The following is a 26,350-nucleotide window of genomic DNA, read 5'->3' as shown; positions in this document are numbered from 1 at the left end:
CAGGCGCGGGACTCGGCTCGGCGCTGAAGCAGCACGGCCTGGACTGCGGCGACGTGATCGTCCCGCCGGACGAAATCGCAGGGCGCCTTAAAGCGCTCGTTCAAGAAGCGGCGTCCGGCGGATACGGCCATGTCGTTATCGGCACGTACAACGCACAATTCGACGTCGCTCAAATTTCGCTGGTGAACGCTCTGCTCGCGCTCGGGAAACCGCTGGCGGTGGCCGCGCTGCGCAATCCCTACGATCTGCTGGCATTTCCGGAAGTGCAGGTGTACGCTGCGGCTTATGAGTCCCGTCCGCTTGCGCTGGACAGTATGGCGAAGGCGCTGCTGGGCCTCATTCCGTTCCGGGGGCATCTGCCCGTATCGCTCGGAGAGCTGTACCCGGCCGGATGGGGGCTTGAGCTATGATTGGCCCTCTGTGGAACAAGCCGAGAACGACCGTTCTCGGCCTGATGTCCGGCACCTCGCTGGACGGCATCGACGCGGCCATTGTGTCCATCGAAGGCGCCGGACCTAAGGCAAAGGCGGAGCTGCTGCATTATTACAGCGCGCCTTATGACGAAGCGCTGCGCGAGCGGTTGAAGGAGCTGTGCACAACCCAGCACTCCTCGGTAGACCTTGTATGCGGCATGAATGCTTACCTTGCCGGGAAATTCGCAGACGCCTGCATAGAGGCCGTTCGCGGCGCGGGAATGGAGATGGATGAAATCGATCTGATCAGCTCCCACGGTCAAACGGTGTGGCATATCCCCGAAGGGGATGTCCATGATCCTTATAAGGTCCGTTCCACGCTGCAGTTGGGCGATTTGTCCGTCCTTGCCAAGCAGACGGGTCGGCCCGTCGTCGGCGATTTCCGCCCGGCGGATATGGCGGTCGGCGGCCAGGGCGCGCCGCTTGCCCCGTACGGGGATCTGATTCTGTTCCGCCATCCCTCAAAAGGGCGGCTGCTGCAAAATATCGGCGGAATCGGCAACTGCACCGCTCTGCCGCCAAATGCCGGGCCTGATGACGTCTTTGCTTTCGATACAGGTCCGGGCAACATGGTCATCGACCAAACGGTGTATTTGTTGTCGGAGGGGAAATTGGCCTATGACGAAGGCGGGGCCTGGGCCGCTCAGGGGACTGTGGACGAAGCGCTCGTATCCGAACTGCTGGAGCATCCCTACTTCACTATGGAGCCGCCCAAGTCTACAGGCCGCGAGCTGTTCGGCAAGGCGTATGCCGCCGAATTCGTCTCCCGGGCCGGGGCGCGGGGCCTGGGCACGAGCGATATGGTCGCTACGGCAACCGCCTTCACTGCCCGGACGATTGCGGAGGGCTGCAAGCGCTTTGTCTTTCCCCGCTGCTCCATCGACGAGGTGATCGTCAGCGGAGGAGGGGCGCATAACCGAACGCTGCTGAACATGCTGCGCCAATCGCTCCCGAAGCAGACCATCCTGACCTCGGGCGAGCTGGGCGTCAGCGACGATGCGAAGGAAGCGGTCATTTTCGCGCTCCTGGGCAACGACTTCATGCATGGCATAAGCAATAATCTGCCCTCGGCTACCGGCGCTAGCCGTTCTACGGTGATGGGGAAGCTGGCTTTGCCGTAAAATTTATCTACATTAATGTACAAAGAAATCGCCCCTGTACAATGGCTCGGTGACACCTCCATTGGCAAAGGGCGATTTCTTGTTTCATCGATTACTGAACCCATTCCACAACTTGCTCAATCGTTTGTCTTGTCTTTGGACGGGGATCTTGAACCCGGTATCCGAAGGCAACCATGCAGGCGACCCCGAAATTCCCTTTCAGGATCCCTTCCTCCTGCAAAATTTGCTCCACCTTCTCTTTGTCGAACCCTTCGATCGGGCAGGAGTCGATTCCGATTTGCGCGGCGGCGGTCATCATATTGCCCAAAGCGATATACGTTTGCCGAGAGCCCCATTCAAAGGCAATTCTGTCGCTCTCAAGCAGCTTGAAGTCATTCTCCAGGAAGTTCTGATAGACCTTTCCTTTGCCCTTCTGAACCTCCTCCGGGAGCAGTTGAACTTCTTTCATCATCCGTTGGATATGTTCGGAACTTGCAACCATATCATTCTTGGTGCGGGAGAGAGCGATCACAAAATGGCTGGATGTCGGCAATTGCTTTTGCGCTCCCCAGGTTACCGGAAGCAGCTTCTCGCGGAGCGCCGCGTTTTGGACGACCACGAACTTCCAGGGCTCAAATCCGAACGAGCTTGGCGATAAACGGCCGGTTTCGAGAATAAAATCAAAGTCCGCGTCGCTTATTTTTTTGGCGGGATCAAACTCCTTGCAGGCATGGCGAAATTGATAGGCTTGGATAATTTGATCTTTTACATTTTGCATAGGGATAGATACCTTCCTTTATTTGTATTTTTTTTATAGACCTAGTGTAGTACATAAAGATCAACAATCATAGTACGCACATTCATGTTGTATAGTATCCTTTTGTATACTATGAGCTTCTAAGCAAGGCAATCTGATGCTGGACTGGCGGCAATTCCGGTACGTGTCTTTGCTTGAGACAAATATTTTCTTGAAATTACCACTAAATGTATCTAAAATTACAAATATGATTATAATTGTATTTTATATAGGGGGGATTTAAACTGAACGGAAGGCGAATGCTACAGTTCATCTTTAATTTGTTGTTTGGCGCGTACGCATTATTGGCTATAAATATTATTCTGTTCAAGACCATTCCTTTAACGGCTATATTTACTGCCCGGCCAGTATCATTGAGAAGTATAAATCTCATTCCTTTTCACACGATTGGTGTTTTTTTCACTGAACCCATGGACATTCAGAGAGCACTCACAAATATATGCGGAAATATTGTTATTTTTGTTCCCTTAGGAATTTTTATATCATACATAGGCATGAAGCGGTCGCTAGGTTTTAAGGCTTGCATTCTCTTGATGACCGCGCTGTTATTTGAAATTCTTCAGTATATTTTTGCTTTGGGCAGCAGTGATGTGGACGATATTCTGTTAAACTTCTCGGGAGGGTTAATTGGCATAGCAATATATAGTGTGTTGAGTAAGATCATTAAGTCCAGAGATTATCTCCTCATGGCCATAGTCGGCTTTTTTCTCTTGGCGGGAATCAGCGGGGCGCTGGTAATCTGGAAGGTTGACGGCAGTTTACTACCTTTTGCAACTACTGAGACGGTATACGTAGATCAAAATAAGCAATTGATGGCTGGACTGGACGAGAGAGCAGCCGATCTATTTGGCGAATTGGTATCCGTTAAGGCGGGTGCGATCACTGTATATAGAAATCCGAAGTATAATGTTACGCTGGAAACACCTCAAACATCGGATCAAACATCAGAAACGAAAGCTGAATATAGCAGAATATCTTACGATGCCTCTACAAAAATTATCATCAGGCATATTAGTTCCGTTAAAGATCAGCTCATAAGCAGATATGAAGAGGGAACAGCCACTGGCTTAGGTTCTATTCTCGATTCAACCAATATCGTTCCTACAGTTAAGGTCTGGCTCTCAAGCGGTAATAAACAAGCTGCTCAGACGTTGCTCATAAGTTTCATGGATTGAAAAAATGGTTTATAAAAATGCATGTTTAGATAACTGATCACTAAAGAGACGTCTTTCCATGAATTTATAGGAAGCGTCTCTTTTTTTGCGGCTTTGCCCCATATCCTGGCTTGGCTTTCTCTTGCTCCTAAAAGCATCCTACTCTCCCCGGTTTACTCCAGCACCAGCTCCCAGAAACACCGGCTCAGGTGATAATCAGGCGAGGCGGAATTGACCATGCTCCAGCACCCGTAATGGGGGATCGGCGTTTCGTCGCCGCATTTATAGAAATTGCCGGGAAAGGTCACGCCGGACTTCGCCTCGAAGCCGGGAAACCGGCGCTGCAGCCACTTGAAAGGGATGGCAAAGGCCAGCTACCAGTAGGTGTCCCCGCTGTGTTCATCAACCTGATTAAGCACGGTTTCAATTTGAATAAATAGCCGGTGAATCCGTAAGGGCAAGCCGGTTCTCCCGTCCTTCTCCGATCTGCAAGAGGAGGGCTCCGCCCGCGTTGCATTCGAAATTGAGATAGCGCGGATCGGAGCCGGGAAGCGGCTGCATGAAAAGTTCGACGCAGCTGTCGGTGTAGACCGGAGCATTGTGCTCCTTATGACGATAGAAGTCCAAACATTTCTCGTAGTTACGACTGATCTCTGATGGAAAAATCTCAAGTACAGCTTGGACAGCAGTTTGCTCGGCAGCATCACAAAATCCGCGAAAGCTTGCGGTACGCGCGGGGCGAAATGCCCTCCTGGGACGAAAAGGTTCTGCTGAAATAATGAATATCCGGATAACCGACCCGCTCCCCGACCGTCTCGATCGGCAAGTCTGTTTCCCGGAGCAGCTTGCGCGCCTCCCGGTGCCGGATGGAACGAAGGTACTCGCCCGGAGGCATCCCGGCGATTTGGCGGAACAGTTTGGAGAAATGGTCCTCGTGCAGATTCATGCGCGCGGCCATCGACCGGTTGGTCCACCCTGCGGCGGGCGAAGCTTCGAGCTCTTCAATCAGGGCGCGAATCCGCTCGCCATGCACCGATGCTTTGGCCAGACGGCGTGAGCTTTGCGTGCGCAGCAGGGAGGTCAGAATCCCCAGCATCAGCCCCCGGCAGACCAGCTCGTAACCGGGCGGGCGCATCGTAAATTCCTGAACGAGCTGTTCCATGGCATGGACACACTCGGGGGGCGGCGCATATACCGGATCTTCGGATAACGGTGCAAAGGAAGGCGCCACCGCTTCCACGGCGAACTTCCCGGGAACGACGTCCTCTTCGTTGACCACCATATCTTCTTCATGCAGAATGCGGGACTCCCCGAAAAAATCAAAATGGATGCCGAGCAGCTTGGCGGGAGACGTCAGGATCGAATTCTGATGATAGACGCCGGGAGACAGAAAAATAAGCTGGCCGGAGGTCAGGGCGTACGGTGTTCCGTTCATCCTCGTCGTCAGCTTCCCTTGGCGGACATACAGCAGTTCGAAATCATACAGCCTTCTCTCGGGAAAGGCGCAGGGCTGGAGCCGTTGAAACTGGGCGTAATGGATGCCGGGCGACCATTCACGGTATGGCGTTTCCCTTGTTAGAGGGCGGCAATTCTCTCTTTCCTGCATGGCAAGACCTCCCAAACGGGACGGGGAACAACAATAATAAGACCGGAATAATGCAAAAAGTATCTTTTTCCCCTAAATAAATTCAATTACAAATCCAATATACTATAAATAAGACAAGGAAAAAAGCTGATGAAAGTCTGGTTTCTATAAAACGGAAAATAACAAAAGAAATGAGGAGATCAACGTGAAAAAAGGGATTAACATTTGGTCGTTTCGCGAAGGGACGCCAATCGCGGAGTGTGTGCGTCTGGCTAAAGCGGCAGGCTTTGACGGAATTGAATTGTCGCTGAACGAGTCCGGTGAAATGGGGCTGCAAACGACCGAGAAGGAAGCCCGCGAGCTGCGGGATTCGATCACCGAAGCGGGTCTGGAGATTGCGGGCCTGGCAACGGGACTGTACTGGTCCTACGCGATGACCAGCGAATCGGAGGCGAATCGCACCAAGGCGATGGATGTGTGCAGGAAGCAGCTGGAGCTTGCGGCTGTACTGGGAGCCGACACGATCCTGGTTATTCCGGGCGCCGTCGGCGTGGATTTCATTCCGGGCTGCGAGGTTGTCGACTATGACAAGGCGTATGACCGGGCGCTGGAGGCGATTGGCAAGCTCGCGCCGGAGGCCGAGCAATTGGGCGTATCCATCGGCATCGAGAATGTATGGAATAAATTTCTGCTGTCCCCGCTTGAAATGCGCGGATTCATTGACGCCATCGGCTCCCGTTTCGTAGGCTCGTACTTCGATGTGGGGAATGTCGTTCATTCCGGTTATCCGGAGCAGTGGGTGCGGATTCTGGGAGACCGGATCAAGAAGGTGCATTTCAAGGATTACCGCAGAGAAGCGGGAGGACTTCACGGGTTCGTAGACCTGCTCGCCGGAGATGTGGATTATCCGGCCGTCGTGAACGCCCTTCGGGAGATCGGATACGACGGGTATGTCACAGGTGAGATGATTCCGGCTTACAAGCATTACACGGAGCAGATCATCTTCAATACTTCCGCGTCCATGGACGCTATTTTGGGCCGGAACGATTACAAAGCCTAAGCAGGAGTGAGGGAAATGCTTAAAGTAGGACTCGTGGGATTCGGCTTCATGGGCCGGATGAACTTTGATCATTACGTCAAGCTGAATGAGGACGGCTATCCGATTGCTCTGACGGCGGTCTGCGACCCGCGGATTGAAGAGCTGAAGGGCCAAAAGGCAAGCGGGAACATGACCACGGCCCGTGAAGTCTATGATTTGTCCGCCTATCATCTATACAGTGATTTGGAAGATATGCTGGCTAATGAGCAACTGGATGCCGTCAGTCTGGCGGTCCCTACGTATCTGCATGCCGAAATGGCTTGTTCGCTGCTGGAACGGGGCTATCATGTGTTCTGCGAGAAGCCGATGGCCCGGCATTCGGCGGAAGCGGTGAAGATGGCGGAGACGGCGGCGCGGACCGGGAAGAAGCTGATGGTCGGGCACTGTCTCCGGTTCTGGCCAGCTTATGAATATTTGAAGGACAAGATAGCAGGCGGTGAATTCGGTCAAGTCACGGCAGGTTATTTCTACCGGGGCTCCGGCGCGCCGAAGGGCTGGCTGGTGAATGATGAGCTGAGCGGCGGCTGCATGCTGGATATGCATGTTCATGACACCGATATGATTCAATATTTGTTCGGGAAGCCGGACAAGGTTTCCTCGCTCGGCCGCAATGTCGTGCCGGGTAGCGGATACGATATTGTGTCCTCCCATTATCACTATAAGGATGGAAAAGTCATCAACGCGCAGGCGGACTGGACGCTGGAAGGCGATTTTGGCTTCTACATGGGCTACCGGGTCAATTTCGAGCGGGGCAATGTGGTGTTTGACGGCAGTACAGTCAAAGTCAATCCGAACAGCCAGCCCGGCTTTACGGCGTATCTTTCTCCGCATACGGGCTACTACCGGGAGCTGGTTTATTTCCTGGACGCGATTCTCCAGAATAAGCCGGTCAGCGTCTGCGCGCCGGAAAGCACGGCGCTGTCCATTGAAATTATTGAGGCTGAAATGGAATCCGCCCGGAATGAAGGGGCATGGGTTACACTTTTTTAAAGCGATTAACACATTAGCGGGAGGCGGTTTCTGGCATGTTGAAAATAGGATTGGTCGGTTTCGGCTTTATGGGGCGGATGCACTTTGACAATTATCTCCGGTTAATGGAGGAAGGCCGTCCTGTCTCACTCGCGGCGGTCTGCGATCCTCGGATCGCAGAGCTGAAAGACGGAAAAGCGGGCGGGAATATGAACACGGCCCGTGAAGTGTACGATTTGTCCGCTTACCGGCTCTACACCGATCTTGAGGAAATGCTGGCGAACGAGCAGCTCGATGTCATCGACATTGCGGCTCCCACATATCTGCATGCCGAAATGGCCTGCTCGCTGCTGGAACGGGGCTATCATGTATTCTGCGAGAAGCCGATGGCAAGACATTCGGCGGACGCATGGAAGATGGTCGAGACGGCTAACCGCAGCGGGAAGAAGCTCATGATCGGGCAGTGCCTCCGGTTCTGGCCGGGCTATGAATATTTGAAGGAAGTTGTGGACAGCGGAAGGTTCGGCCAGGCGACGGAGGGCTATTTCTATCGCGGCTCCGGGTCTCCGAAGGAGTGGTTCCTCGATGAACAGCTGAGCGGCGGCTGCATTATGGACATGCATATTCACGACACCGATATGATCAACTATCTGTTCGGCAAGCCGGAGAAAGTATCGACGCTTGGGCGCAATGTGCTTCCGGGAAGCGGGTACGATATCGCCTCCACCCATTATTATTATAAGGATGGAAAAGTCATCAACTCCCAGGTCGACTGGACGCTGGAGGGCGATTTCGGCTTTTACATGGGCTATCGGGTCAATTTTGAAGGGGGCAGTGTAGTGTTTGACGGAAGCACGGTCAAGGTGAATCCGAATAACGGACCCGGCTTTACCCCGGAGATTTCCCCGGAAGCCGGCTATTACCGGGAACTTGGCTATTTCCTGGATGCGGTCATCCATGACAAGCCCGTTGACGTCTGCACGCCCGAAAGCGCGGCGGAATCGCTGGAAGTCGTGGAAGCGGAAATGAAGTCGGCGGATGCCCAAGGGGAATGGGTGAAGCTCGTCTAAATGGACAGGAGCTGCCCGAAAGAGAACCGGGTTTTGCTGCGGGCAAAGCCCGGTTTTTTCCCCAATAAAGAATTTATAAGCTCTCGGGGTCCCCGCAAAGTATTTGGCATAAGCATCGAAGCATAGCCCTCACTTTGTAGGGATATCTTTCCATGGGTGAAAAGATGGTCCTTGCCGGTTCTTTTTCCAAAAGTCAATGTTTGTAACTTATTATCCACTTTGTCTTTTGGGGCGAAGTGCCTTTGATTCTTCCGGAAGAATCTTATCAGATATCTGGCGATTTGCTGCAACTGTATTGACAAAAGATTTTTGACAGCATATGATCAACTAAAAGAAGCGTTTTAGACGCAATCGAGAATGTTGTCTTCCCTTAGATTAAAAACGGAAAGTAATTCCGTAATTCGGAAAAGTTATGAGGCTTGGTTAGTTTCTGAAAGGATGTGGGAGGATGCCCGAGTTAAACATGTATATCGACGGCCAATGGCTTGGAGCTCGAAGCGGAAGCAAAAGGCAGATTTTGAATCCGGCAAATGGCGAAATCATTGCTATAGCGGCAGAAGGAGGGAGGGAGGATGCGCGTCTGGCTATCTTATCCGCCCGAAGGGCTTTTGATTCAGCAGTATGGTCTGAGGTATCCCCGGCTGAACGCGCCAAGCTGTTGTACCTGGTAGCTGATCTATTAGAGGAACATGCGGAAGAAATCGCGCTGCTTGAGACAAAAAATATGGGCAAGCCTCTCCGTGAATCGAGGTTCGACGTCGCGGATGCCGCCGCCTGCTTCCGATATTATGCCGGACTCATTACCAAGCCAATGGGCCAGGTGTATAACGTCGCCGATCCGGTACAAGGGCTGGTCGTTAGGGAACCGGTTGGGGTTTGCGGACTGATCGTGCCTTGGAATTATCCGCTGCTGATGTCGGTATGGAAAATCGCCCCCGCGCTAGCTGCCGGCAACAGCATTGTCCTTAAACCATCCGAACTAACGCCAGTTACGGCGGTAAGGCTCTTCAGGATATTCGAGGACGCGGGCATTCCTCAAGGAGTAGCCAACCTGGTGCTTGGTACAGGCCCGGAGGTCGGACAAGAGCTTGCCGAAAGCGAGCTTGTCGATTTGATTGCCTTCACCGGCGGAACGGCTACAGGGCGGACCATCATGAAGGCGGCGGCCGGCAACATGAAGAACATCTCACTGGAGCTCGGCGGGAAATCGCCCAACATTGTGTTTGCCGATGCAGACTTCGAGACGGCCGTAGACTATGCGCTTTTTGCCATTTTCGCCAATCAAGGACAGGTTTGTGCGGCTGGCTCAAGATTGCTGCTCGAAGAAAGCATACATGATCGCTTTGTTGAGAGGCTGGTTGAACGAGCCCGTCAAATCCGGATTGGATCGGGGGATGAGGAGGGGACTGAGATGGGACCTCTCGTCAGCGCCGGGCATATGGAAAAAGTACTGCATTATATCGAGCTTGGCAAGCGCGAAGGCGCGCGTCTCGTTTTGGGAGGCCAAAGGTTGAAACTTAAGGGCTTGGAGAACGGTTATTTTGTAGAGCCGACTATTTTTACCGATACAACCCCGGAGATGAGCATTGTACGTGACGAAATCTTCGGCCCCGTGCTGGCTATCCAGACCTTTAAGGATGAACCGGATGCCATCCGGGTAGCGAATGATTCGGTTTACGGCTTAGCCGCCGGGGTATTCACCAACGATAACGCCAAAGCACTGCGCGTCGTGAAGAAACTGCGGGCCGGAATCACGTGGATCAACACCTTCCACAATACGTATAACGAAGCGCCTTGGGGGGGCTATAAGCAAAGCGGAATTGGCCGCGCTCTCGGAACGTTCGGACTGGACGCCTATACGGAAATTAAGCAAATCAACATAAATCTGCAGGTGCAGCCGATCGGATGGTTTGAAAATTAATGCATACCTGTCTGGAGGAAACTCAAGCGATGGAAAAGTACGCTGAAGTATTCGATTATTCAAATCGAGTTCTGGAATTGATTGAAAAAGAGGAAATTAATGCGGAGGAAGCAGCGTGGGTGACCCAGCAGACGGTTGATAACTTCCGCGAGCATGTGAATCCCGGCTTTCTCACTTACCGCAAATCTGTAACGAAGGACGGACAATTCGCAGCCGTAGAATGGAAGGATTCCGGACTGAATGGTTTCATGGATGTGAGCGGCAAGGAATATATTGACTGTCTCGGCGGCTTTGGGATCTACAATGTGGGTCACGGTCATCCGAAGGTCAAGCAGGCGGTCATCAACCAGATGAACCGGCAAGCGCTGCACAGCCAGGATCTGCTCGATCCGCTGCGTGCGATGCTGGCCAAGATTCTGGCAGATATTACTCCGGGCGACCTGAAATATGCTTTCTTTACCAACAGCGGAACGGAGACGGTGGAAGCAGCCCTTAAACTGGCGAAAATGTACAGTGACCGCACTACGTTTATTGCCACAACGCGCGCATTCCACGGCAAAAGCTTAGGGTCCTTGTCAGGTACGGCGAAGGGCGTATTCCGCAAGCCGTTTCTGCCGATGATTCCAGGCTTCCGGCACGTGCATTTTGGGGATATCGAAATGATGAGAAAAACGATGGAAGCCTGCGCCATGGTTGGCGAGGATGTCGCAGCCGTAATCGTTGAGCCGATCCAGGGCGAAGGAGGGGTTATGCTTCCGCCGGACGGCTACTTGAAGCAGCTTCGTGAGCTTTGCGACCAATATGGCTCGCTGCTCATTTTCGACGAAGTACAGACGGGTATGGGCCGTACCGGCAAAATGTTCTGCTGCGAGCATTATGACGTTGTTCCCGATATTCTGTGCCTGGCCAAAGCGTTTGGCGGCGGCATTATGCCAGCGGGAGCCATTGTTGCCACTGAAGAAGTTTTCAAGAGCTTTTTCTCAAATCCGTTTATGCATACGACGACGTTTGGAGGAAATCCGCTTGCATGCGCCGCAGCAATCGCAACCTTCAACGTCTTGATCGAGGAGAAACTGCCGGCACGCGCCGCCGAGATGGGCGAATTCATGCTGACGGGTCTCCGCAAGGCTGCGGCAGAGCATAGGGATAAGGTTCTGGAGATTCGCGGTTTGGGTCTGCTGATCGGCATTGAGTTCCACGATAACGAAATCGGGTATGAAGTCGCGAAAAGACTGTTTGATAAGGGGATTCTTGTGGCTGGAACGCTGATTAATGCAAAAACGATTCGAATCGAGCCGCCTCTGACGATTACTAATGAGCAAGCCGAGCGGGTCATTTCTGAGTTTGGCAATGTCCTTGCCCAAATTCAAATGTAAGTTTGAAAACTTAGCAGAGTTATCGTGCGTTCGGATATTATGGCCCGCCTATCACAGAAATTTTAATGGAGTGATTGAAATTGGAGATGAGGCATCTTTATCTGAATGGGGCCTGGAAGGAAGGCCGAGAGTATCTCGATTTACTTTCTCCGTATTCCGGAGAGCTGATAGCCCGGGTCGCTCAAGCCGGCGAACAGGATGTCGATGACGCCATCGCCGCCGCAGCTGCGGCAAGCAAGGTGACGGCAAAGATGCCTGCGCATAATCGAGCTCTAATTCTCGAGAACGCGGCGCGCATCATGGAGCAGCGTTCTGAGGAATTGGCCGTGCTGCTGGCGTTGGAGGCGGCTAAACCGCTGCGGACCGGCCGGGGGGAAATTGCCCGCACTATTCAAACGTATAAATTTGCCGCCGAGGAGGCTAAGCGTATTCACGGAGAGACGGTCCCGCTCGACGCGGCGCCGGGAGGAGAGCGGCGTCTTGCGTTCACCTTGCGCAAGCCGATTGGGGTTGTCGGTGCTATTACCCCATTTAACTTTCCCTTCAATCTCGTTGCCCACAAAGTGGGACCTGCGATCGCTGCGGGGAATACCATCGTCCTCAAGCCGGCGAGTCAGACGCCGCTAAGCGCACTCGTATTAGCTGAAATTTTCGAGGAGGCGGGTCTGCCTCCGGGAGCTTTGAATATTATCCCGGGCAAGGGTTCCGTCGTTGGCGAGAAGCTTGTCCGGGACAGCCGGGTCGCCGCCATAACCTTTACCGGAAGCCCGGAAGTCGGGATTGCGATGAAGAATAAGGCGGCGCTGAAGCGGGTAACGCTGGAGCTTGGTTCAAACTCGGCGGTGATTGTCGACGGGACAGTGGAGATTACGCAGCCGCTTGTTGACCGCTGCGTAATGGGAGCTTTTTCGTTTAGCGGGCAGGTTTGCATTTCTATTCAACGAATTTATGTTCACGAGAGCAAGTTCAGCACTTTTGCAGAAATGTTTAAAGCCACTGTGAATAAGCTTGTCTTGGGAGATCCTTCCGATGAATCGACGGATATCTCCGTGCTGATTTCAAAGAAAGAAACGGAGCGGATCGCCGCTTGGGTGAATGAGGCCATCGCCGAGGGGGCGTCAGTGCTAACCGGCGGCCGGGTTCAGGATTCCGGCATCTTTCCACCAACGGTCCTGCTCAATGTGAAGGAGTCTTCTTCCGTTTCATGTCAGGAGGTGTTCGGGCCGGTCGTAACTCTAACCCCGTTTGCGAGCCTGACAGACGCAATCGCAGCAGCGAACCGCTCGCGCTTCGGACTGCAGGCAGGAATCTATTCAAACCACCTTCAAGCGGCGATGCAGGCGGCGGAGGAGCTTGAAGTCGGCGGTGTGATGATCAATGATATTCCGACGTTCCGGGTGGACAACATGCCTTACGGTGGTGTGAAGGAGAGCGGCTTCGGCCGGGAGGGCGTCAAATACGCAGTGGAAGAGATGACCGAATTAAAGCTGATCAGTTTCAATTTGTCAGGCCATTAGGCGAGGGAGCCTCTGACTTCTGCAACAAACTGGCTTTTTCGGCGCGGAACACTTACTGAACGAGGGGGCGTAATTTGATGGAGTTAAGACAATTGAATCCGGATGACATTGAATCGAACATGGACCTGCTCCGGTATGCGTTCCAGCTAAAATGGGATCCGGAGCGGTTAGCGGCGAAGAGAAGAAATTTCAAGCCGGAACAGTTCTGGGGCGCTTTTGAAGAAGGCAGGCTGAAGGCTCAGCTGCAGCTGCTGCCTCTGAAGTTGTATGTGCAGGGAAGAAAGCTTGACATGGGCGGTATCGCAAACGTCTCTACGTGGCCCGAGGACCGCCGGCGCGGTCATGTGACACATCTGCTAGTCCGCGTGCTGCGGCATATGCGGGAGAATGGGCAGACCATTTCCTGCCTGCATCCTTTCTCGGTTGGCTTTTACCGGAAATACGGTTGGGAGATATACACGGAATATAAAGAATATACCATTGAAACGAAGCACTTCCCGCCGCGCGCTGCGGCAGAAGGGAATGTGGCGCGGGTGAAGGCCGGAATTCCGCTGCTCCAGCGGGTTTACGAAGACTATGCCTCCCGGTATAACGGAACGCTTGTCCGCGACGAAGCATGGTGGGGGAAGCTGTTAAAATCAGGCACGGCCGCAGTCTATTTCAGACCGGACGGAAAGCCCGGCGGATATATATTGTACGATATTGAGGAACGGGTGATGACCGTACACGAAATGGTGCATGAAGACGAGCGCGCCCGTCAAGCATTGTGGAACTTTATCGTGAACCACGACTCCATGATCGACAAAGCGATTCTGACCGCGCCTATGGACGATATGCTTCCGTTTCTGCTGCCGAACCCGAGGATTGTCCAGGAGATCATGCCTTACTTCATGGGACGGATTGTTAATGTTGAGGAGTTTGTCCGGCAATATGCGTTTGGAAGGACCGGGGAGCAGACGCGAATATCGGTAAAGTTGACCGATTCTTACGCCCCGTGGAACGAAGGTGTTTGGAATTTAATAGTAACCGAGGACGGTAGAGGCATGTTTACTCCAAGCGCGCCGGAAGAGAACGGGGAGGCCGACTTGTCATGCGACATCGGCTCCTGGACCGCACTGCTTATGGGATACCGCCGGCCTGCGGAGTTATATGGCCTTGGACGGATATTCGGCTCGGAGAATGCAGTCCATCGGCTTGATGCGGTACTTCCGAAGCGCCAAACGTATTTGCTTGACTACTTCTGAGAATGAGTTCTTTAACTTGCACGTTCGATTGGTACCCTCGCCCAAAGGAACAGCATCCTGCCATCTTCGGTTTATTGACAAACGATTATCAATAGCATATTATCGAGTTATCGTAAAAATTGCAGCATTTTTCTAATGAGGGATAAAATAAAATGGTTCAATCAATTGACCGAGCCATGCAGATCGTGCATTTGCTTATCTCCGAGGAGAACCGGTCAGACTGGCCAATATCCGATATTGCCGCCCAGGTTGGATTGCCTCTAAGCACCACTCACCGACTCATTGGTTCGTTGATTAAGCATGATCTCGTCGCACAGGTTCCCGAAACGAAGCAGTACAAAGTTGGTCCCAAATGGATGGAAATCGGATTGCGTCAACTGGAGCAGATGGACATGCGTACCGCTGCCCGGCCCGTCATGGAGCGTCTGGCAAGTGAAGTGAAAGAAAGCGTCTATTTAAGTCTTCCCAACATGTATGACGCATTCATAATTGACAGGGTGGATAGTCCTGGTACAGTACGTGTTATTGATAATCTGGGTGAGCGTATACCTATGCATATCGGAGCTCCCAACAAATCGATGCTGGCGAATATGGACCCCAAAATAGCGGAAGCCATACTTGTTCGGCTGATTGACGAGAAAGAGAAGAGGCTTGAGCTGCTTCATAAGCTTCCTGAAATCAGGAAAGCAGGTTATTGTATCAGTTATGGAGAAAAGACTGAAGGCACAGCGTCCGTTGCAGCTCCTATAATCGGCTTTGGCCGAAAGGTTGTGGGAGCTCTCAGTATCGGGATTATAAGCTATCAAATTTCCGAGGACAGGCTTGCGTTTCTGGTTGAGCAAACGATCCGAAATGCGGCTGAAATATCAAAAAAGTTAGGTGGTTAACCATACCGCCTAATTTTTAAATCATATAACGGAAACAAATTCCGCTATTCGGAAATACTTTTTTCGGATAGAGCTGCACTTAGGGCTTGGAAAGAGGCTTCTTATCGTAAAAGAATGAGGTGTAGGTAGATGCTGAAATGGCAAACGAAAGAACAATTAACGCAATTACTTTGTGAACTGATTGAAATTCCAAGTATAACCGGTTCAGAAGGAGAAAAAGAGGTTCCGCCGTTTATAGCTGCTCAACTGGAACGCCTTCCTTATTTTCAGCAGCATCCCGAACACCTGCAAGTTCATCCGACGAAAGATGGCCGCAGTTACATTACAGCGCTTGTACGCTCCGATCCGAATGTCCGTGATACGATTGTACTCCTCAGCCATTTCGATGTAGTGGGAGTAGAGGATTACGCGGATTGGAAGCCTGACGCGTTTAATCCCCAATCGCTAACTGATAAGCTTCTTGCCCAGAAGGACCGTCTTCCGGACGAGGTGCAGCGCGGCATTAAAGATGGCGACTGGCTGTTTGGCCGAGGCGTTATGGATATGAAATGCGGATTGACGCTCCACATGTCCATGATTGAGAGAGCTTGTTACGGGGAGTTCGACGGCAATTTGCTGCTGCTTTCTGTTCCGGACGAGGAAGTGGGTTCTGTCGGCATGAGAGCTGCGGTCCCGACTCTGCTTGAAATCGCGGATCGTTACGGGCTTGACTACAAGATGGTTCTAAACTCCGAACCGATGTTTTCCCGTCATCCGGGTGACAGCAGCCTCTATATTTATAAAGGAACGATTGGAAAAGTTCTTCCCGGATTTCTCTGTTACGGAAAAGAAACTCACGTCGGGGAACCGTTAGCCGGTTTAAACGGCAATTATATGGCTTCCCGAATCACCTGCGAAATTGAACTTGATCCTTCTTTCTGTGAAACCGTAGGCAGCGAAGTAACACCTCCCCCCACCAATTTGATACAACATGGCCTGAAAAAAAACTACTCCGCCCAAACGCCTCACCGGGCAGTAACGATGTTCAATCTGTTCTTGTTTGAGAGAACGGCGGAACAGCTTGTCGAGCCTTTGATTTCGGCTGCGAAGAGGGCGTCTTTGCAGATGGAAGAAGATTACCGCACACGAGCAAAATACTTTTTGGAACAAGGAATGCAGACCATACCGGAACTGGAAATTCGGATAATGACGTACAAAGAATTGCACCAATATGCTTCTCGTGTATACGGCAAAGACAAAGTAGAAATGATTATCGAAGCTGTAGAGCGAGAATGTCGCGAAGAGTTAGATGAACGGGAATTTACGATCGCACTGGTTGATGGTTTGGCGGCTTTATGCCATGAGCTGGCGCCGATGATTGTACTATTCTTCGCCCCTCCCTATTATCCGGCCGTAACCTGGAAGAACGATCTTTTTACAGGTAAAGTGGTCGAGGAAATCATTTCTTACGCACACCAGCATCATCAGATCGACTTGGCGGATCAGAATTTTTTCGCCGCTATATCCGATCTCAGTTATGTCGGAATGCCTAATCAGTCCTCGTCCCATCGTGCGTTTGCGGATCTCATGCCGTTATGGGAGAGGGGATATTCGATTCCGCTTAAGGAGTTGGAACGGTTCGTCGTTCCGGTCCTGAATCTTGGGCCGATTGGCCGGGATGCCCATAAGTGGACGGAACGGCTGGAGCTCAACTATGCTTTTGGAACATTGGTCGATCTGCTGAAGACATGTATTCGTAGCATTTTTACGGCATCGGAGCTGACAGAAAGCGGGCAACGCTCTTCTCATTCGTCTTATCATGGTGAAGTTGAACAAATAGGGGGGTGATTCTATGCCGATCTTGCGCAGCATTTTGCGGAGTGTATCCTGAAAACTGTGTGAATGCCAACGTAATGGTAAAGTTGACGCAGCTCGGACTTGTTCCAACTGGTATGGATATTTCATGCGAAGGCTGGTGGAGCGGCCGGGAAATTTATCGTTTGTACTGAAATCGATGCTTAAAGGATAACAAACCCGATTAACTGAAATCAGATGAAATGAGGTGCAGTTGTGCAGCGAAATGCTGATACGATCGAACGGACGGAGCGTCTTGGCGCTCATAACTATCATCCGCTCCCGATCGTGATTTCAAGAGCGGAAGGCGTTTGGGTCGAGGACACCGAAGGAAGACGGTACATGGATATGTTGGCCGGATATTCCGCCTTGAATCAGGGGCATAGGCATCCGCGCATCATTCAGGCGCTTGTTGAGCAATCGGAACGCGTTACCTTGACTTCAAGGGCATTTTATAACGAGCCGTTTGCGGAACTGCTCGAACTGTTGACCGCTATAACCGGTAAAGAGATGGTTTTGCCGATGAACACTGGTGCCGAGGCGGTAGAGACGGCCGTTAAAGCCGCACGCCGCTGGGGTTACCGCGTGAAAGGCATTCCGGCAGGGCGCGCGGAAATTATCGTATGCGACGGCAACTTCCACGGCAGGACGGTCACCGTAACTTCGTTTTCGTCCGAGCCTTCTTACAAGGAAGATTTCGGCCCGTTTACACCCGGATTTATAACGGTTCCTTATGGAGATTTGGGAGCGCTGGAGCAGGCGATAACGCCGAACACGGCAGCGTTCCTGGTCGAACCGATACAAGGGGAAGCCGGTATCGTAATCCCGCCGGATGGATATCTGCGGCAGGCCTCCGAGCTTTGCCGGAAACGGAATGTGCTCCTTATGGCCGATGAAATCCAGACGGGCTTCGGGCGTACCGGCAAACGGTTCGCCTGCGATTGGGAAGGAGTAGTCCCTGATGTCTACATTTTGGGAAAGGCGCTTGGCGGCGGTGTCATGCCAGTATCGGCAGTTGCGGCGGACAGCGGGATTCTCGGCTTGTTCGAACCGGGATCACACGGTTCCACCTTTGGGGGCAATCCTCTGGCGAGCGCGGTCGCGGTAGCCGCTTTGCAGGTAACCGAGGAAGAGGAACTGGCTGAACGTTCGCATAGGATGGGCGGCAAAATGCTGGCGATGCTCCGTAAAATCCGTCATCCGGACATTATCGACATCAGGGGCAGGGGACTATTCCTTGCGATTGAAACACGAGTACCTGCGCGCTATTATTGCGAACGGTTAAAAGAAGCGGGAATACTGTGTAAGGAAACGCATGAGAAGGTTATTCGCCTTGCGCCGCCGCTTGTCATTTCAGAGACCGATTTGCAATGGGCTGTCGAACGCCTTGCGGAAGTCTTTAGTACGGTACAGTAGAAATGTGGAGTATCAGGTTGGTAAACGTAGATTCTACCTTATTGCTTTCTCTATCCATGCTGCTCCATAGGAGCGGCATTTGCCATTTTAAGGGGACTAAAATTGAATTTCATTATCAGATTGGAGGATATTTATTATGACAACGATGAATACGGCAGAGCAGGATCTGAAAAGAGAAGAAATACCCCAGTCGAAGAAGCTTACACAGCAGGAAAATTGGTTCTCCAGATATGGTGAAGGATTGGGAGCATTGGCGAGCGGAATATTTATGGCTGCCGCCTGGAGTATTGAGGACGTTTATTATCCGCTCGCGGTAACCCTCTATTTGATCGCTTTCGTTACGGGTGGATTCGTAAAGGCCAAGGAAGGCATTCACACCTTGGTGGCGGAACGGGACCTTGATGTCAATTTGCTGATGATCTTTGCGGCAATCGGGGCAGCCAGCATCGGGTACTGGACGGAAGGCGCGATCCTGATCTTCATCTTCTCGGTAAGCGGCGTTCTGGAAAGCTATACGATGGACCGGAGCAGCCGCGATATTTCCTCGCTCATGGGAATGAAGCCGGAGACGGCCGTTCTATACAAGGACGGGGTCGAAACGGTAGTGCCCATTGAACAACTGGCGAAGGGCGACACAGTCGTGGTCAAACCGGGAGAGCGCATTCCTGCGGACGGCATCGTCACCGAAGGCTCGTCAGCCGTCAACCAGGCATCAATTACCGGTGAATCGATTCCGGTCGATAAAGAAGCTGGCGATGACGTATTCGCCGGAACGCTGAACGGTCAGGGCGCTCTGTTCATCGAAGTGAGCCGGCCTGGCGAATCGACGCTCTTTGCCAAGATCATTCGTCTCGTTCAGGAAGCGCAGAGCGAGAAGCCCGCATCCCAGATGTTTATGGAAAAGTTTGAACGCATTTACGCGAGATTGATTATTCTGATCTCTTTGCTGCTGATCATGGTTCCTCCGTTCTTACTGCAATGGACGTGGGAGCAGGCCTTTTATAAAGCGATGGTCTTTCTCGTCGTTGCTTCGCCTTGCGCGTTGGTCGCCTCCATTATGCCGGCGATGTTGTCCGCCATTTCCAACGGCGCTAGAAAAGGACTGCTGTTCAAGGGCGGCGCTCATCTGGATAATCTGTCGCGCACGAAAGTCGTCGCATTTGATAAAACCGGAACGCTTACGACAGGCAGGCCGGTCGTAACGGACTTAATTGCTTATCAAGGGTATGGCGAGACCGAAATGCTGCGCATTGCGGCTTCCATGGAAAGCTTGTCCGAGCATCCACTTGCGAAATCAATCGTGGCTAAAGCTCAAGAATCGGGCTTGACGCTTGAACGGCCCTCGGAGTTCACAACTAGAACGGGGTGGGGGATTGAAGCGCAGTGGGAAGGGGATACGTGGAAGATCGGCAAGCCGGCGTTTATGGATCGAAGCCATGCGACCGAAGAACTGCTCAAGAGCATAGACCGTTTGGAGCAAGAAGGGAAAACAGTTACGATTATGCATAATTCGCTAGGCGCTGTCGGGATCATCGCACTTCAGGACAGTATCCGACCCAATGCGAAACGAGCGGTCGACATGCTTAAACAACAGGGTGTTAAGGTTGCGATGCTAACGGGGGACCAGAAACAGACCGCGCAGGCGATCGCTCGGGAGGCGGGCATTGATATCGTGTTTGCCGAGCTGCTGCCCGAAGATAAAGTAAACAAAGTGAAGGAATTGAGACGAACTTTCGGAAACGTTGCTATGGTAGGCGACGGTGTTAATGATGCGCCGGCATTGGCGACTGCGACGGTAGGGATCGCCATGGGAGCGGATGGAAGCGATGCGGCGCTTGAAACGGCGAATTTGGTGCTGCTTAATGACGATATCGGCAAAATTGCCGATGCGATTGCCCTTGGGAAACGAACGGCGGCGATCATCAAACAAAATATCGTATTTGCTCTCTCCGTTATTTTGATTTTGATTGCATCAAATTTCAGTACGGGCATTGCATTGCCGCTCGGAGTAATTGGACATGAGGGAAGCACGATTCTGGTCATTTTGAATGGGCTTCGACTGCTGCGGCATTCCTATAAATCTTAACGAAACAAAATGAGCGCAGCCTGCATAATGAACGTTATGCAGGCTGTTCTTGATCCCGCTTCAGTTCGGGCGTTCTCCCGGGCAGGTTAGGGGAATTTGGAGCGTATGCCCGGCGGCTTGGGGATACGGCCATCCCTTGACGGAACGCATGGCGTATTTTCCGATGGTTGTCCATGGAAATGAAGATGCAGAAAGCTCCCAGCGCAAGCAGAATGGCGGTAGTTACGGGAAATAGCAGATCCATCGCTGAAACTCCTTTTCATTTATTATTGATAATCATTATCATCATTATAGTGAGAAAGGAGGTAAAAATCAATCGTTTTTTTGATGACTTTTCGAGGATTAGATGAACATTTTTAGGCCCAGTCCTTATGTTAGGTGCATGAAAGATATAAGCGATTCGTGTAATGTTAGTTATCAATACATGCCGATATTGGCAGTTTTAGACCAGAACATTTGACTTGCATGTAAGATATAGGTTAGGTATAAGGGTTGAGTTCACGAATCTGTGATAATTAAATTGACTTCAATCGTGAGTATAATTTATAATGTAAACAAATCAAATGTAATATGGAATCAGATTCCGCATTGTGGAATTTTCTTGACGGTGGTTAACCATCATTTATGAGGGGGCTGAAAGATGAATCATCTGCATACCAAACAATTGGATATCTCTTATGCTGACCGGCTCATTGTTAAAAACTTGAATTTATCCATTCCCCACGGAAAAATTACTGCGCTTGTCGGCGCCAACGGTTCCGGAAAATCAACGATACTGAAAACGATGGCCCGGATTATGAAACCGCAAGGCGGCGGCGTGTTTCTGAATGGCAAGTCGATCCACAGCCAGTCCACCAAAGAAATTGCCAAACAGCTTGCGGTATTGCCGCAAAGTCCGGTTGCACCGGACGGGTTGACCGTATTCGAGCTAGTTTCCTACGGGCGGTTTCCGCACCAGAAAGGATTCGGCTCGCTGACGAAGCAAGACAAGGAGATCGTAAGCTGGGCGATACAGGCAACGGGATTGGCAGCATTCTCCGACAGGGCGGTAGATCAACTGTCGGGCGGACAACGGCAGCGGGCCTGGATCGCGATGGCGCTTGCCCAGGAAACGGATATGCTCTTTCTGGACGAACCGACGACGTATCTCGATATGACTCATCAGTTGGAAGTGCTGAAGCTTCTGCAGCGATTGAATGCGGATCAAGGGCGAACAATCGTAATGGTCGTTCACGATCTGAATCATGCAACCCGCTACGCACAGCATATGGTGGCGATCAAGCATGGGGTTGTCGTTGGCGAAGGAACGCCTGCGGAGGTAATGACGCACGACATTCTGCGGAATGTGTTCGGCATCGAAGCGGATGTCGTTTATTGCCCGAGGTCGGGCGTGCCGCTCTGCTTGCCTTATGAGCTTGCAAGTGCGGAAGCAGCTTCCGCACAAAGCCTGGAACAGATCAAGCCGGAAGGGCGCCTCGAAGCATCGGGAGCCGCGACGGCCTCGGCATAAGTTGATCGTATAGTCAGGGGCGGAAGAAAATTTGTTGGAGTGATACGCTTGGGAGAACATTATGAGCAATATTTACGGAACAATCGAAGCCGTCATCTGGAGGAATTGAAGCAATACCTATCCATTCCAAGCATTAGCGCTTTATCCGGGCATAAACAGAATATGGTCCAGGCGGCTGAATGGACGGCCGAGGCGCTGCGCCGGATTGGAATCGAGCATGTGCAAGTCATGCCAACCGGGGGGCATCCCGTTGTATATGGAGAGTGGCTCAAGGCGGAAGGGAAGCCGACCGCCTTGATTTACGGACATTATGATGTTCAGCCGGTAGATCCCCTTCACCTGTGGGATACGCCTCCATTCGAGCCGGTAATCCTGGAGGATAAGATATACGCTCGCGGCGCCAGCGATAATAAAGGCCAGATTTTTATGCATATCAAAGCGTTGGAAGCGTTGCTCGCAGAGGATGGAACGCTGCCTGTCAATGTAAAGCTATGTATCGAAGGGGAAGAAGAGATTGGGAGCGTTCATTTGGATGAGTTCGTCGAAGTGAACAAAGAACATCTCGCAGCTGATGTATTGGTCATATCGGATTCGGTAATGTACGCTAAAGGGAAACCGGCCATTTGTTACGGATTGCGAGGCTTGTGCGGCATGCAGATCAATGTTAAAGGACCTAGCGGGGATCTGCATTCAGGTCTGTATGGCGGTGCTGTACAAAATCCGGTTCATGCGCTTGTTCAAATCTTAAGCTCAATGCGAAATGAACAGGGTGAAATCACGATCGGCGGCTTCTACGATCAAGTCCGGTATGTACCGGAGGAGGAACGTGAACGTTTCCGCTCGCTGCAGTTTAATGAAGAGCAGATGTCACAGGAATTGCAGGTGGCGGAACTTTTTGGCGAGAGAGGCTATTCGGCTCTGGAACGTACCTGGGTGCGTCCAACGCTTGAAATTAACGGGATCTACGGCGGATTTCAGGGTGAAGGGGTTAAAACCGTTCTTCCTTCGGAAGCGCACGCCAAATTGACCTGCCGTCTGGTACCTGATCAGAGTCCAAACGAGATCATTGAACGGATTCAACGACATATTGACAGACACACTCCGCCCGGGGTTTCGGTGACGACGACTCTTTTTGATACAGGAAAGCCTTTCGTCACGCCTGTTGATCACCCGGTCATACAAGCGGCAGGACGCGCTTATCGGGAAGCTTATGGTGTGGAAGCTGTTTATATTCGAAGCGGCGGTTCGATTCCTGTTGTCGCAACGTTCGCTGCCGTCCTGAACGTACCCGTGGTTATGATGGGTTTTGGGCTGAGCGATGAGAATATTCATGCCCCCAACGAGCATTTTCATCTGGAGAACTTTGATAAAGGGCTCCTGACATTATGCCGGTATTGGTATGAACTGGCGGGAATTCGGAGCAACGATGCAATTCGCAATGGCGACAACAATTGTTCCTCATAATCGGAAATATATTCCGTAATTCGGAAATTACTTCCGGCTTTATTATGTGCGGATCGATTCAGTATTTCGATTTCATGCCGGTTACTAATGGTTATCTGCCTGCTGGTGTTACTATTATGTTAGTTTTAATTTGAGTTATGTAAAATACATGACATTTTAATTGACGCCTTTTATGTGTACATTCTATAATGAAGAAAAATAAAAGCCTAATAGAGTAGGGGGCGTTATTTCCGGCGGTTATTAGAAGACCGTCAATCATCAAGCTTGAATATCGGAAATGAATTCCACAATACGGAATAACCGTAGGGGGTGGTTTGGATAAATTAGATGGTAGACAGCTAACTGTCGCTTAGTTGATCGGTTGATTGTTAAAAACTTGAATTTGCGGGGGAGTGTGGAACGGTGGAAATAACGAAAACAGGTATAGCCCGTATAATTCGGGATCGGCGGACAATCCGGGATTTTAACGGTGAACCGATGAGCCGGGAGACGGTGATCGAACTGTTGAACGACGCGGTCTGGGCGCCTTTTCACTCTGCAAAGGAGCCTTGGCGGTTTATTTTGTTTATGGGAGAAGGGCGTAAGGTCTTTGCAGATGCGGTTATCAATGCATTCTCCAAAGAAGAATCCGCCGAGTGGATTGATTGGGCTATCAAGACTTACTTGCATCTGTCACAGGCGCATCTCCTCGTCGTCATCAAGTCCGATCCGCGTCAGAAATATTTTGAGGATGCTTTCCTGGCGGCAGGGGCGATGATTCAAAATCTGCAGCTGCTTGCCTGGGAGAGAAAGGTCGGCGTCGTCTGGAAGACGAGCGATTATACCCTGATGCCTAAGTTTCTGAATGCGGTCGGAGTGAAGCCCGGAGAGCGAGTGGTTGGCGCCCTTCACATGGGATATTTTGACGAAAGTAAGATTCCCCGTCCGAAGAAGCGGATGCCGGTCAATGAGCTTTTGACAATATTTTAATATAATGAAAGTTAATGAACTTTGGTATGCGGATTATGCTGTCGTTCCCCCGGTTGTAAAATATAAGTTTAAAAAATTGTCATGATTAAATTGGAGGGATTATCATGCTGTTTCATTTACGTCATGCCGCTTTCATCCTGACGCTGTTTGTTTTTATTGTTGCAGGATGCGGCCAAAATGGGGGTTCGTCATCCGGAACTGAAACTTCATCTTCCTCAAGTACACCTGCAAGTACACCTGCAAGCACACCTGCAAGCACACCTGCAAGCACTGCATCGCCGGAAGCTGCTTCTGAAGTGAAAAAAATTAAAGACGCCTTGGGCGAGGTGGAAATCAAGGGTGTTCCTCAACGGGTAATTGCCTTGGACTGGGTGTACATTGAGGATGTGCTGGCATCAGGCGTTCAGCCGGTAGGTGCGGCCGATATCGAAGGTTACAATACATGGGTAAAGGTGAAGGTGGATCTTAGCCCCGATGTGCAGGACGTTGGCAAACGTTTTGAGCCGAACCTGGAGCAGATCGCTTCGTTGAAGCCTGACCTCATCATCGGCGTCAAGTATCGGCATGAGAAGATTGTTGACCAGTTGAGAGCCATTGCGCCGACGCTCATTTTCGACCCGTTCTCGGAGGAGGCGGCCAAGGATCCGTATACAGAAATGGAAGAAACGTTCCTGAAGATTGCCGACGTATTGGGCAAAAAGGACGAAGGTCAACAGATGCTCGACAACCTGAATGGGACATACGCCGATGCGAAGGAGAAGCTGAAGGACAACAAGGCGGGAGCCAGCTATGTTCTGTCGCAGGCGTTCTCGGAGCAAAACGCGGTGACCTTCCGGCTGTTCGCGGATAACTCGATAGCCGTTCAGATCATGTCCAAACTTGGCATGACCAATGCGTACAAGTCCGATAAGCTTGAAGAGTTCGGTTTCTCGGAGACGAGCGTCGAAACGCTTACGAAGGTACAGGAGGCCAGCTTGATTACGATGATCCAGACGGATGACGACAGTATCAACAATTTCATGAAGGACAACCCGGTATGGAAGAACTTGGCATTTGTCAAGGAAAACCGCATCTTTGCACTCGGCGGCGACACGTGGCCGTTCGGCGGTCCGTTGTCCGCTGAAATGTTCACCGAGCGTGTCGTTTCGGTACTCGGTCAATGAATGCGGTAATGAATAACGGCGCAACTGTCTTGAGATCCAGCAACTTTCCTTTGTGGGGCCGTTATTTGCTGGTGTTCGGCGGGGGGATTATCCTCCTCGCCGCCATGCTCTTCCTGAATATTACCCAGGGAGAGGCAGGTATCGGCATACAAACGGTGATCGACGCGATCATTGCTCCCCAGGACGTGGCGGATCATAACGTTATCCGCACGCTTCGGCTCTCCCGGGCAACCATGGGGGTGCTTGCGGGGGCCGTATTGGCCGCCGCCGGGGTGCTGCTGCAGACCATTACGCGAAACCCGTTGTCTTCGACCGAAACGCTCGGCATCAACTCAGGCGCGTTCCTTGCCGTGAATATGGCGGCTGTCTTCTTTCCCGCCGTCCTTTCTTCATACTCGCTGATTGTCGCGTTTATCGGCGGACTCGCCGCCATTGGTCTGGCCTATGCTATGGCCGGAGGCTTAACGGCTTCCCCGCTGCGTCTCACGCTTGCCGGTATGGCCGTAACCCTGGCCATCGGGGCCGTGACCGGGACGCTGCAGTTGATGTACGAGGAGAATACGAGCCGGTTGTTGGCATGGGGATCGGGCTCGCTTGAGCAGGCCAATTGGAACGGCGTCCGGTTTGTTGCACCATGGATATTGCCGGCTGCCCTGATGGCTGTCGCATTGTCCAAATCGCTTGACTTGTTCGAACT

General features: G+C 51.7%; 23 protein-coding genes and 1 pseudogene. 19 read left to right on the top strand and 5 right to left on the bottom strand.

Features of this window, described 5'->3' with window-relative positions:
- Positions 1-410, top strand: a pseudogene (locus L692_RS32735) (beta-N-acetylhexosaminidase); the annotation flags it as partial.
- Positions 407-1,594, top strand: coding sequence for an anhydro-N-acetylmuramic acid kinase (locus L692_RS0113460; protein WP_025700611.1), 1,188 nt, complete (start codon positions 407-409; stop codon positions 1,592-1,594). The pseudogene L692_RS32735 and the gene L692_RS0113460, both read left to right, overlap by 4 nt.
- 91 nt (positions 1,595-1,685) lie before the next feature.
- Here the strand turns inward: L692_RS0113460 and L692_RS0113455 are convergent, their stop codons facing one another.
- The gene (locus L692_RS0113455) at positions 1,686-2,351 is read right to left on the bottom strand and encodes an NAD(P)H-dependent oxidoreductase (RefSeq protein ID WP_025700609.1); all 666 of its coding nucleotides are present in this window, start codon (positions 2,349-2,351) and stop codon (positions 1,686-1,688) included.
- A gap of 278 nt (positions 2,352-2,629) precedes the next feature.
- Between L692_RS0113455 and L692_RS0113450 the strand changes: the two genes are divergently transcribed.
- The gene (locus L692_RS0113450; protein WP_025700607.1) at positions 2,630-3,565 is read left to right on the top strand and encodes a VanZ family protein; all 936 of its coding nucleotides are present in this window, start codon (positions 2,630-2,632) and stop codon (positions 3,563-3,565) included.
- 152 nt (positions 3,566-3,717) lie between these two features.
- Here the strand turns inward: L692_RS0113450 and L692_RS33845 are convergent, their stop codons facing one another.
- From L692_RS33845 to L692_RS0113435, 3 genes are all read right to left on the bottom strand, one after another.
- The gene (locus tag L692_RS33845; RefSeq protein ID WP_269636734.1) at positions 3,718-3,906 is read right to left on the bottom strand and encodes a carbohydrate-binding family 9-like protein; all 189 of its coding nucleotides are present in this window, start codon (positions 3,904-3,906) and stop codon (positions 3,718-3,720) included.
- 61 nt (positions 3,907-3,967) lie between these two features.
- Positions 3,968-4,171, bottom strand: coding sequence for a carbohydrate-binding family 9-like protein (locus L692_RS34030; protein WP_025700605.1), 204 nt, complete (start codon positions 4,169-4,171; stop codon positions 3,968-3,970).
- A 76-nt stretch (positions 4,172-4,247) separates the two neighbouring features.
- Positions 4,248-5,150, bottom strand: coding sequence for an AraC family transcriptional regulator (locus L692_RS0113435; protein WP_025700603.1), 903 nt, complete (start codon positions 5,148-5,150; stop codon positions 4,248-4,250).
- A gap of 184 nt (positions 5,151-5,334) precedes the next feature.
- Between L692_RS0113435 and L692_RS0113430 the strand changes: the two genes are divergently transcribed.
- From L692_RS0113430 to L692_RS0113380, 11 genes are all read left to right on the top strand, one after another.
- Entirely contained in the window at positions 5,335-6,189 is an 855-nt protein-coding gene (locus L692_RS0113430; RefSeq protein WP_025700602.1) for a sugar phosphate isomerase/epimerase family protein, read from the top strand.
- A gap of 15 nt (positions 6,190-6,204) precedes the next feature.
- Complete coding sequence (locus L692_RS0113425) at positions 6,205-7,218, top strand: Gfo/Idh/MocA family protein (protein ID WP_025700600.1); 1,014 nt, start codon at positions 6,205-6,207, stop codon at positions 7,216-7,218.
- 35 nt (positions 7,219-7,253) lie between these two features.
- The gene (locus L692_RS0113420; protein WP_025700598.1) at positions 7,254-8,267 is read left to right on the top strand and encodes a Gfo/Idh/MocA family protein; all 1,014 of its coding nucleotides are present in this window, start codon (positions 7,254-7,256) and stop codon (positions 8,265-8,267) included.
- Positions 8,268-8,715: 448 nt separating this feature from the next.
- Positions 8,716-10,188: an aldehyde dehydrogenase family protein gene (locus L692_RS0113415; protein WP_025700596.1), complete on the top strand. Its 1,473-nt coding sequence runs from the start codon at positions 8,716-8,718 to the stop codon at positions 10,186-10,188.
- Between the two features lie 29 nt (positions 10,189-10,217).
- The gene (locus tag L692_RS0113410; RefSeq protein WP_376717934.1) at positions 10,218-11,564 is read left to right on the top strand and encodes a putrescine aminotransferase; all 1,347 of its coding nucleotides are present in this window, start codon (positions 10,218-10,220) and stop codon (positions 11,562-11,564) included.
- Between the two features lie 86 nt (positions 11,565-11,650).
- Positions 11,651-13,081, top strand: coding sequence for an aldehyde dehydrogenase family protein (locus L692_RS0113405; protein WP_036723596.1), 1,431 nt, complete (start codon positions 11,651-11,653; stop codon positions 13,079-13,081).
- Between the two features lie 77 nt (positions 13,082-13,158).
- Positions 13,159-14,325: a GNAT family N-acetyltransferase gene (locus L692_RS0113400; RefSeq protein ID WP_025700592.1), complete on the top strand. Its 1,167-nt coding sequence runs from the start codon at positions 13,159-13,161 to the stop codon at positions 14,323-14,325.
- 152 nt (positions 14,326-14,477) lie between these two features.
- Positions 14,478-15,212 carry an IclR family transcriptional regulator gene (locus L692_RS0113395; RefSeq protein ID WP_025700590.1) on the top strand — a complete coding sequence of 245 codons (735 nt, stop codon included), beginning with the start codon at positions 14,478-14,480 and terminating at the stop codon, positions 15,210-15,212.
- Between the two features lie 129 nt (positions 15,213-15,341).
- A complete protein-coding gene (locus tag L692_RS0113390) occupies positions 15,342-17,039 on the top strand; it encodes a M20/M25/M40 family metallo-hydrolase (RefSeq protein ID WP_025700589.1) in 1,698 nt (565 codons plus the stop codon).
- A gap of 222 nt (positions 17,040-17,261) precedes the next feature.
- Positions 17,262-18,461 carry an ornithine--oxo-acid transaminase gene (locus L692_RS0113385; protein ID WP_025700587.1) on the top strand — a complete coding sequence of 400 codons (1,200 nt, stop codon included), beginning with the start codon at positions 17,262-17,264 and terminating at the stop codon, positions 18,459-18,461.
- 136 nt (positions 18,462-18,597) lie between these two features.
- On the top strand, positions 18,598-20,547 hold the full coding sequence (locus L692_RS0113380) for a heavy metal translocating P-type ATPase (RefSeq protein WP_376717935.1): 1,950 nt from the start codon (positions 18,598-18,600) through the stop codon (positions 20,545-20,547).
- A 34-nt stretch (positions 20,548-20,581) separates the two neighbouring features.
- Here L692_RS0113380 and L692_RS0113375 read toward each other — a convergent pair whose 3' ends face one another.
- Entirely contained in the window at positions 20,582-20,791 is a 210-nt protein-coding gene (locus L692_RS0113375; protein WP_025700583.1) for a hypothetical protein, read from the bottom strand.
- Between the two features lie 396 nt (positions 20,792-21,187).
- Here L692_RS0113375 and L692_RS0113370 point away from each other — a divergent pair, with 396 nt between their 5' ends.
- From L692_RS0113370 to L692_RS28745, 5 genes are all read left to right on the top strand, one after another.
- Positions 21,188-22,057, top strand: a complete 870-nt coding sequence (locus L692_RS0113370; RefSeq protein ID WP_025700582.1) for an ABC transporter ATP-binding protein — start codon at positions 21,188-21,190, stop codon at positions 22,055-22,057.
- A 48-nt stretch (positions 22,058-22,105) separates the two neighbouring features.
- Positions 22,106-23,521 (top strand): dipeptidase, encoded by a 1,416-nt coding sequence (locus L692_RS0113365; RefSeq protein ID WP_025700580.1) that lies wholly within the window; start codon positions 22,106-22,108, stop codon positions 23,519-23,521.
- Between the two features lie 402 nt (positions 23,522-23,923).
- A complete protein-coding gene (locus L692_RS0113360; RefSeq protein WP_232238786.1) occupies positions 23,924-24,490 on the top strand; it encodes a nitroreductase family protein in 567 nt (188 codons plus the stop codon).
- A gap of 296 nt (positions 24,491-24,786) precedes the next feature.
- Positions 24,787-25,653, top strand: coding sequence for an ABC transporter substrate-binding protein (locus L692_RS0113355; protein WP_232238785.1), 867 nt, complete (start codon positions 24,787-24,789; stop codon positions 25,651-25,653).
- A gap of 29 nt (positions 25,654-25,682) precedes the next feature.
- Positions 25,683-26,350: iron chelate uptake ABC transporter family permease subunit (locus L692_RS28745; protein ID WP_198027759.1), on the top strand; the 668-nt coding region annotated here is incomplete at its 3' end.

The sequence above is a fragment of the Paenibacillus forsythiae T98 genome, assembly GCF_000520735.1.
GTDB classification, from domain to species: Bacteria; Bacillota; Bacilli; order Paenibacillales; family Paenibacillaceae; genus Paenibacillus_AQ; species Paenibacillus_AQ forsythiae.
The sequence above is the reverse complement of the archived record's forward strand: the minus strand, read 5'-3'. Positions and strand labels throughout refer to the sequence as shown.

Coding starts and splice junctions, on each gene's coding strand:
- L692_RS0113450 (WP_025700607.1), top strand. CDS start 2,630: ATGCTACAGTTCATCTTTAATTTGTTGTTTGGCGCGTACGCATTATTG.
- L692_RS0113370 (WP_025700582.1), top strand. CDS start 21,188: ATGAATCATCTGCATACCAAACAATTGGATATCTCTTATGCTGACCGG.
- L692_RS0113380 (WP_376717935.1), top strand. CDS start 18,598: ATGACAACGATGAATACGGCAGAGCAGGATCTGAAAAGAGAAGAAATA.
- L692_RS0113400 (WP_025700592.1), top strand. CDS start 13,159: ATGGAGTTAAGACAATTGAATCCGGATGACATTGAATCGAACATGGAC.
- L692_RS0113425 (WP_025700600.1), top strand. CDS start 6,205: ATGCTTAAAGTAGGACTCGTGGGATTCGGCTTCATGGGCCGGATGAAC.
- L692_RS0113420 (WP_025700598.1), top strand. CDS start 7,254: ATGTTGAAAATAGGATTGGTCGGTTTCGGCTTTATGGGGCGGATGCAC.
- L692_RS0113415 (WP_025700596.1), top strand. CDS start 8,716: ATGCCCGAGTTAAACATGTATATCGACGGCCAATGGCTTGGAGCTCGA.
- L692_RS0113405 (WP_036723596.1), top strand. CDS start 11,651: ATGAGGCATCTTTATCTGAATGGGGCCTGGAAGGAAGGCCGAGAGTAT.
- L692_RS0113460 (WP_025700611.1), top strand. CDS start 407: ATGATTGGCCCTCTGTGGAACAAGCCGAGAACGACCGTTCTCGGCCTG.
- L692_RS0113395 (WP_025700590.1), top strand. CDS start 14,478: ATGGTTCAATCAATTGACCGAGCCATGCAGATCGTGCATTTGCTTATC.
- L692_RS0113455 (WP_025700609.1), bottom strand. CDS start 2,351: ATGCAAAATGTAAAAGATCAAATTATCCAAGCCTATCAATTTCGCCAT.
- L692_RS0113410 (WP_376717934.1), top strand. CDS start 10,218: ATGGAAAAGTACGCTGAAGTATTCGATTATTCAAATCGAGTTCTGGAA.
- L692_RS0113435 (WP_025700603.1), bottom strand. CDS start 5,150: ATGCAGGAAAGAGAGAATTGCCGCCCTCTAACAAGGGAAACGCCATAC.
- L692_RS0113375 (WP_025700583.1), bottom strand. CDS start 20,791: ATGGATCTGCTATTTCCCGTAACTACCGCCATTCTGCTTGCGCTGGGA.
- L692_RS0113390 (WP_025700589.1), top strand. CDS start 15,342: ATGCTGAAATGGCAAACGAAAGAACAATTAACGCAATTACTTTGTGAA.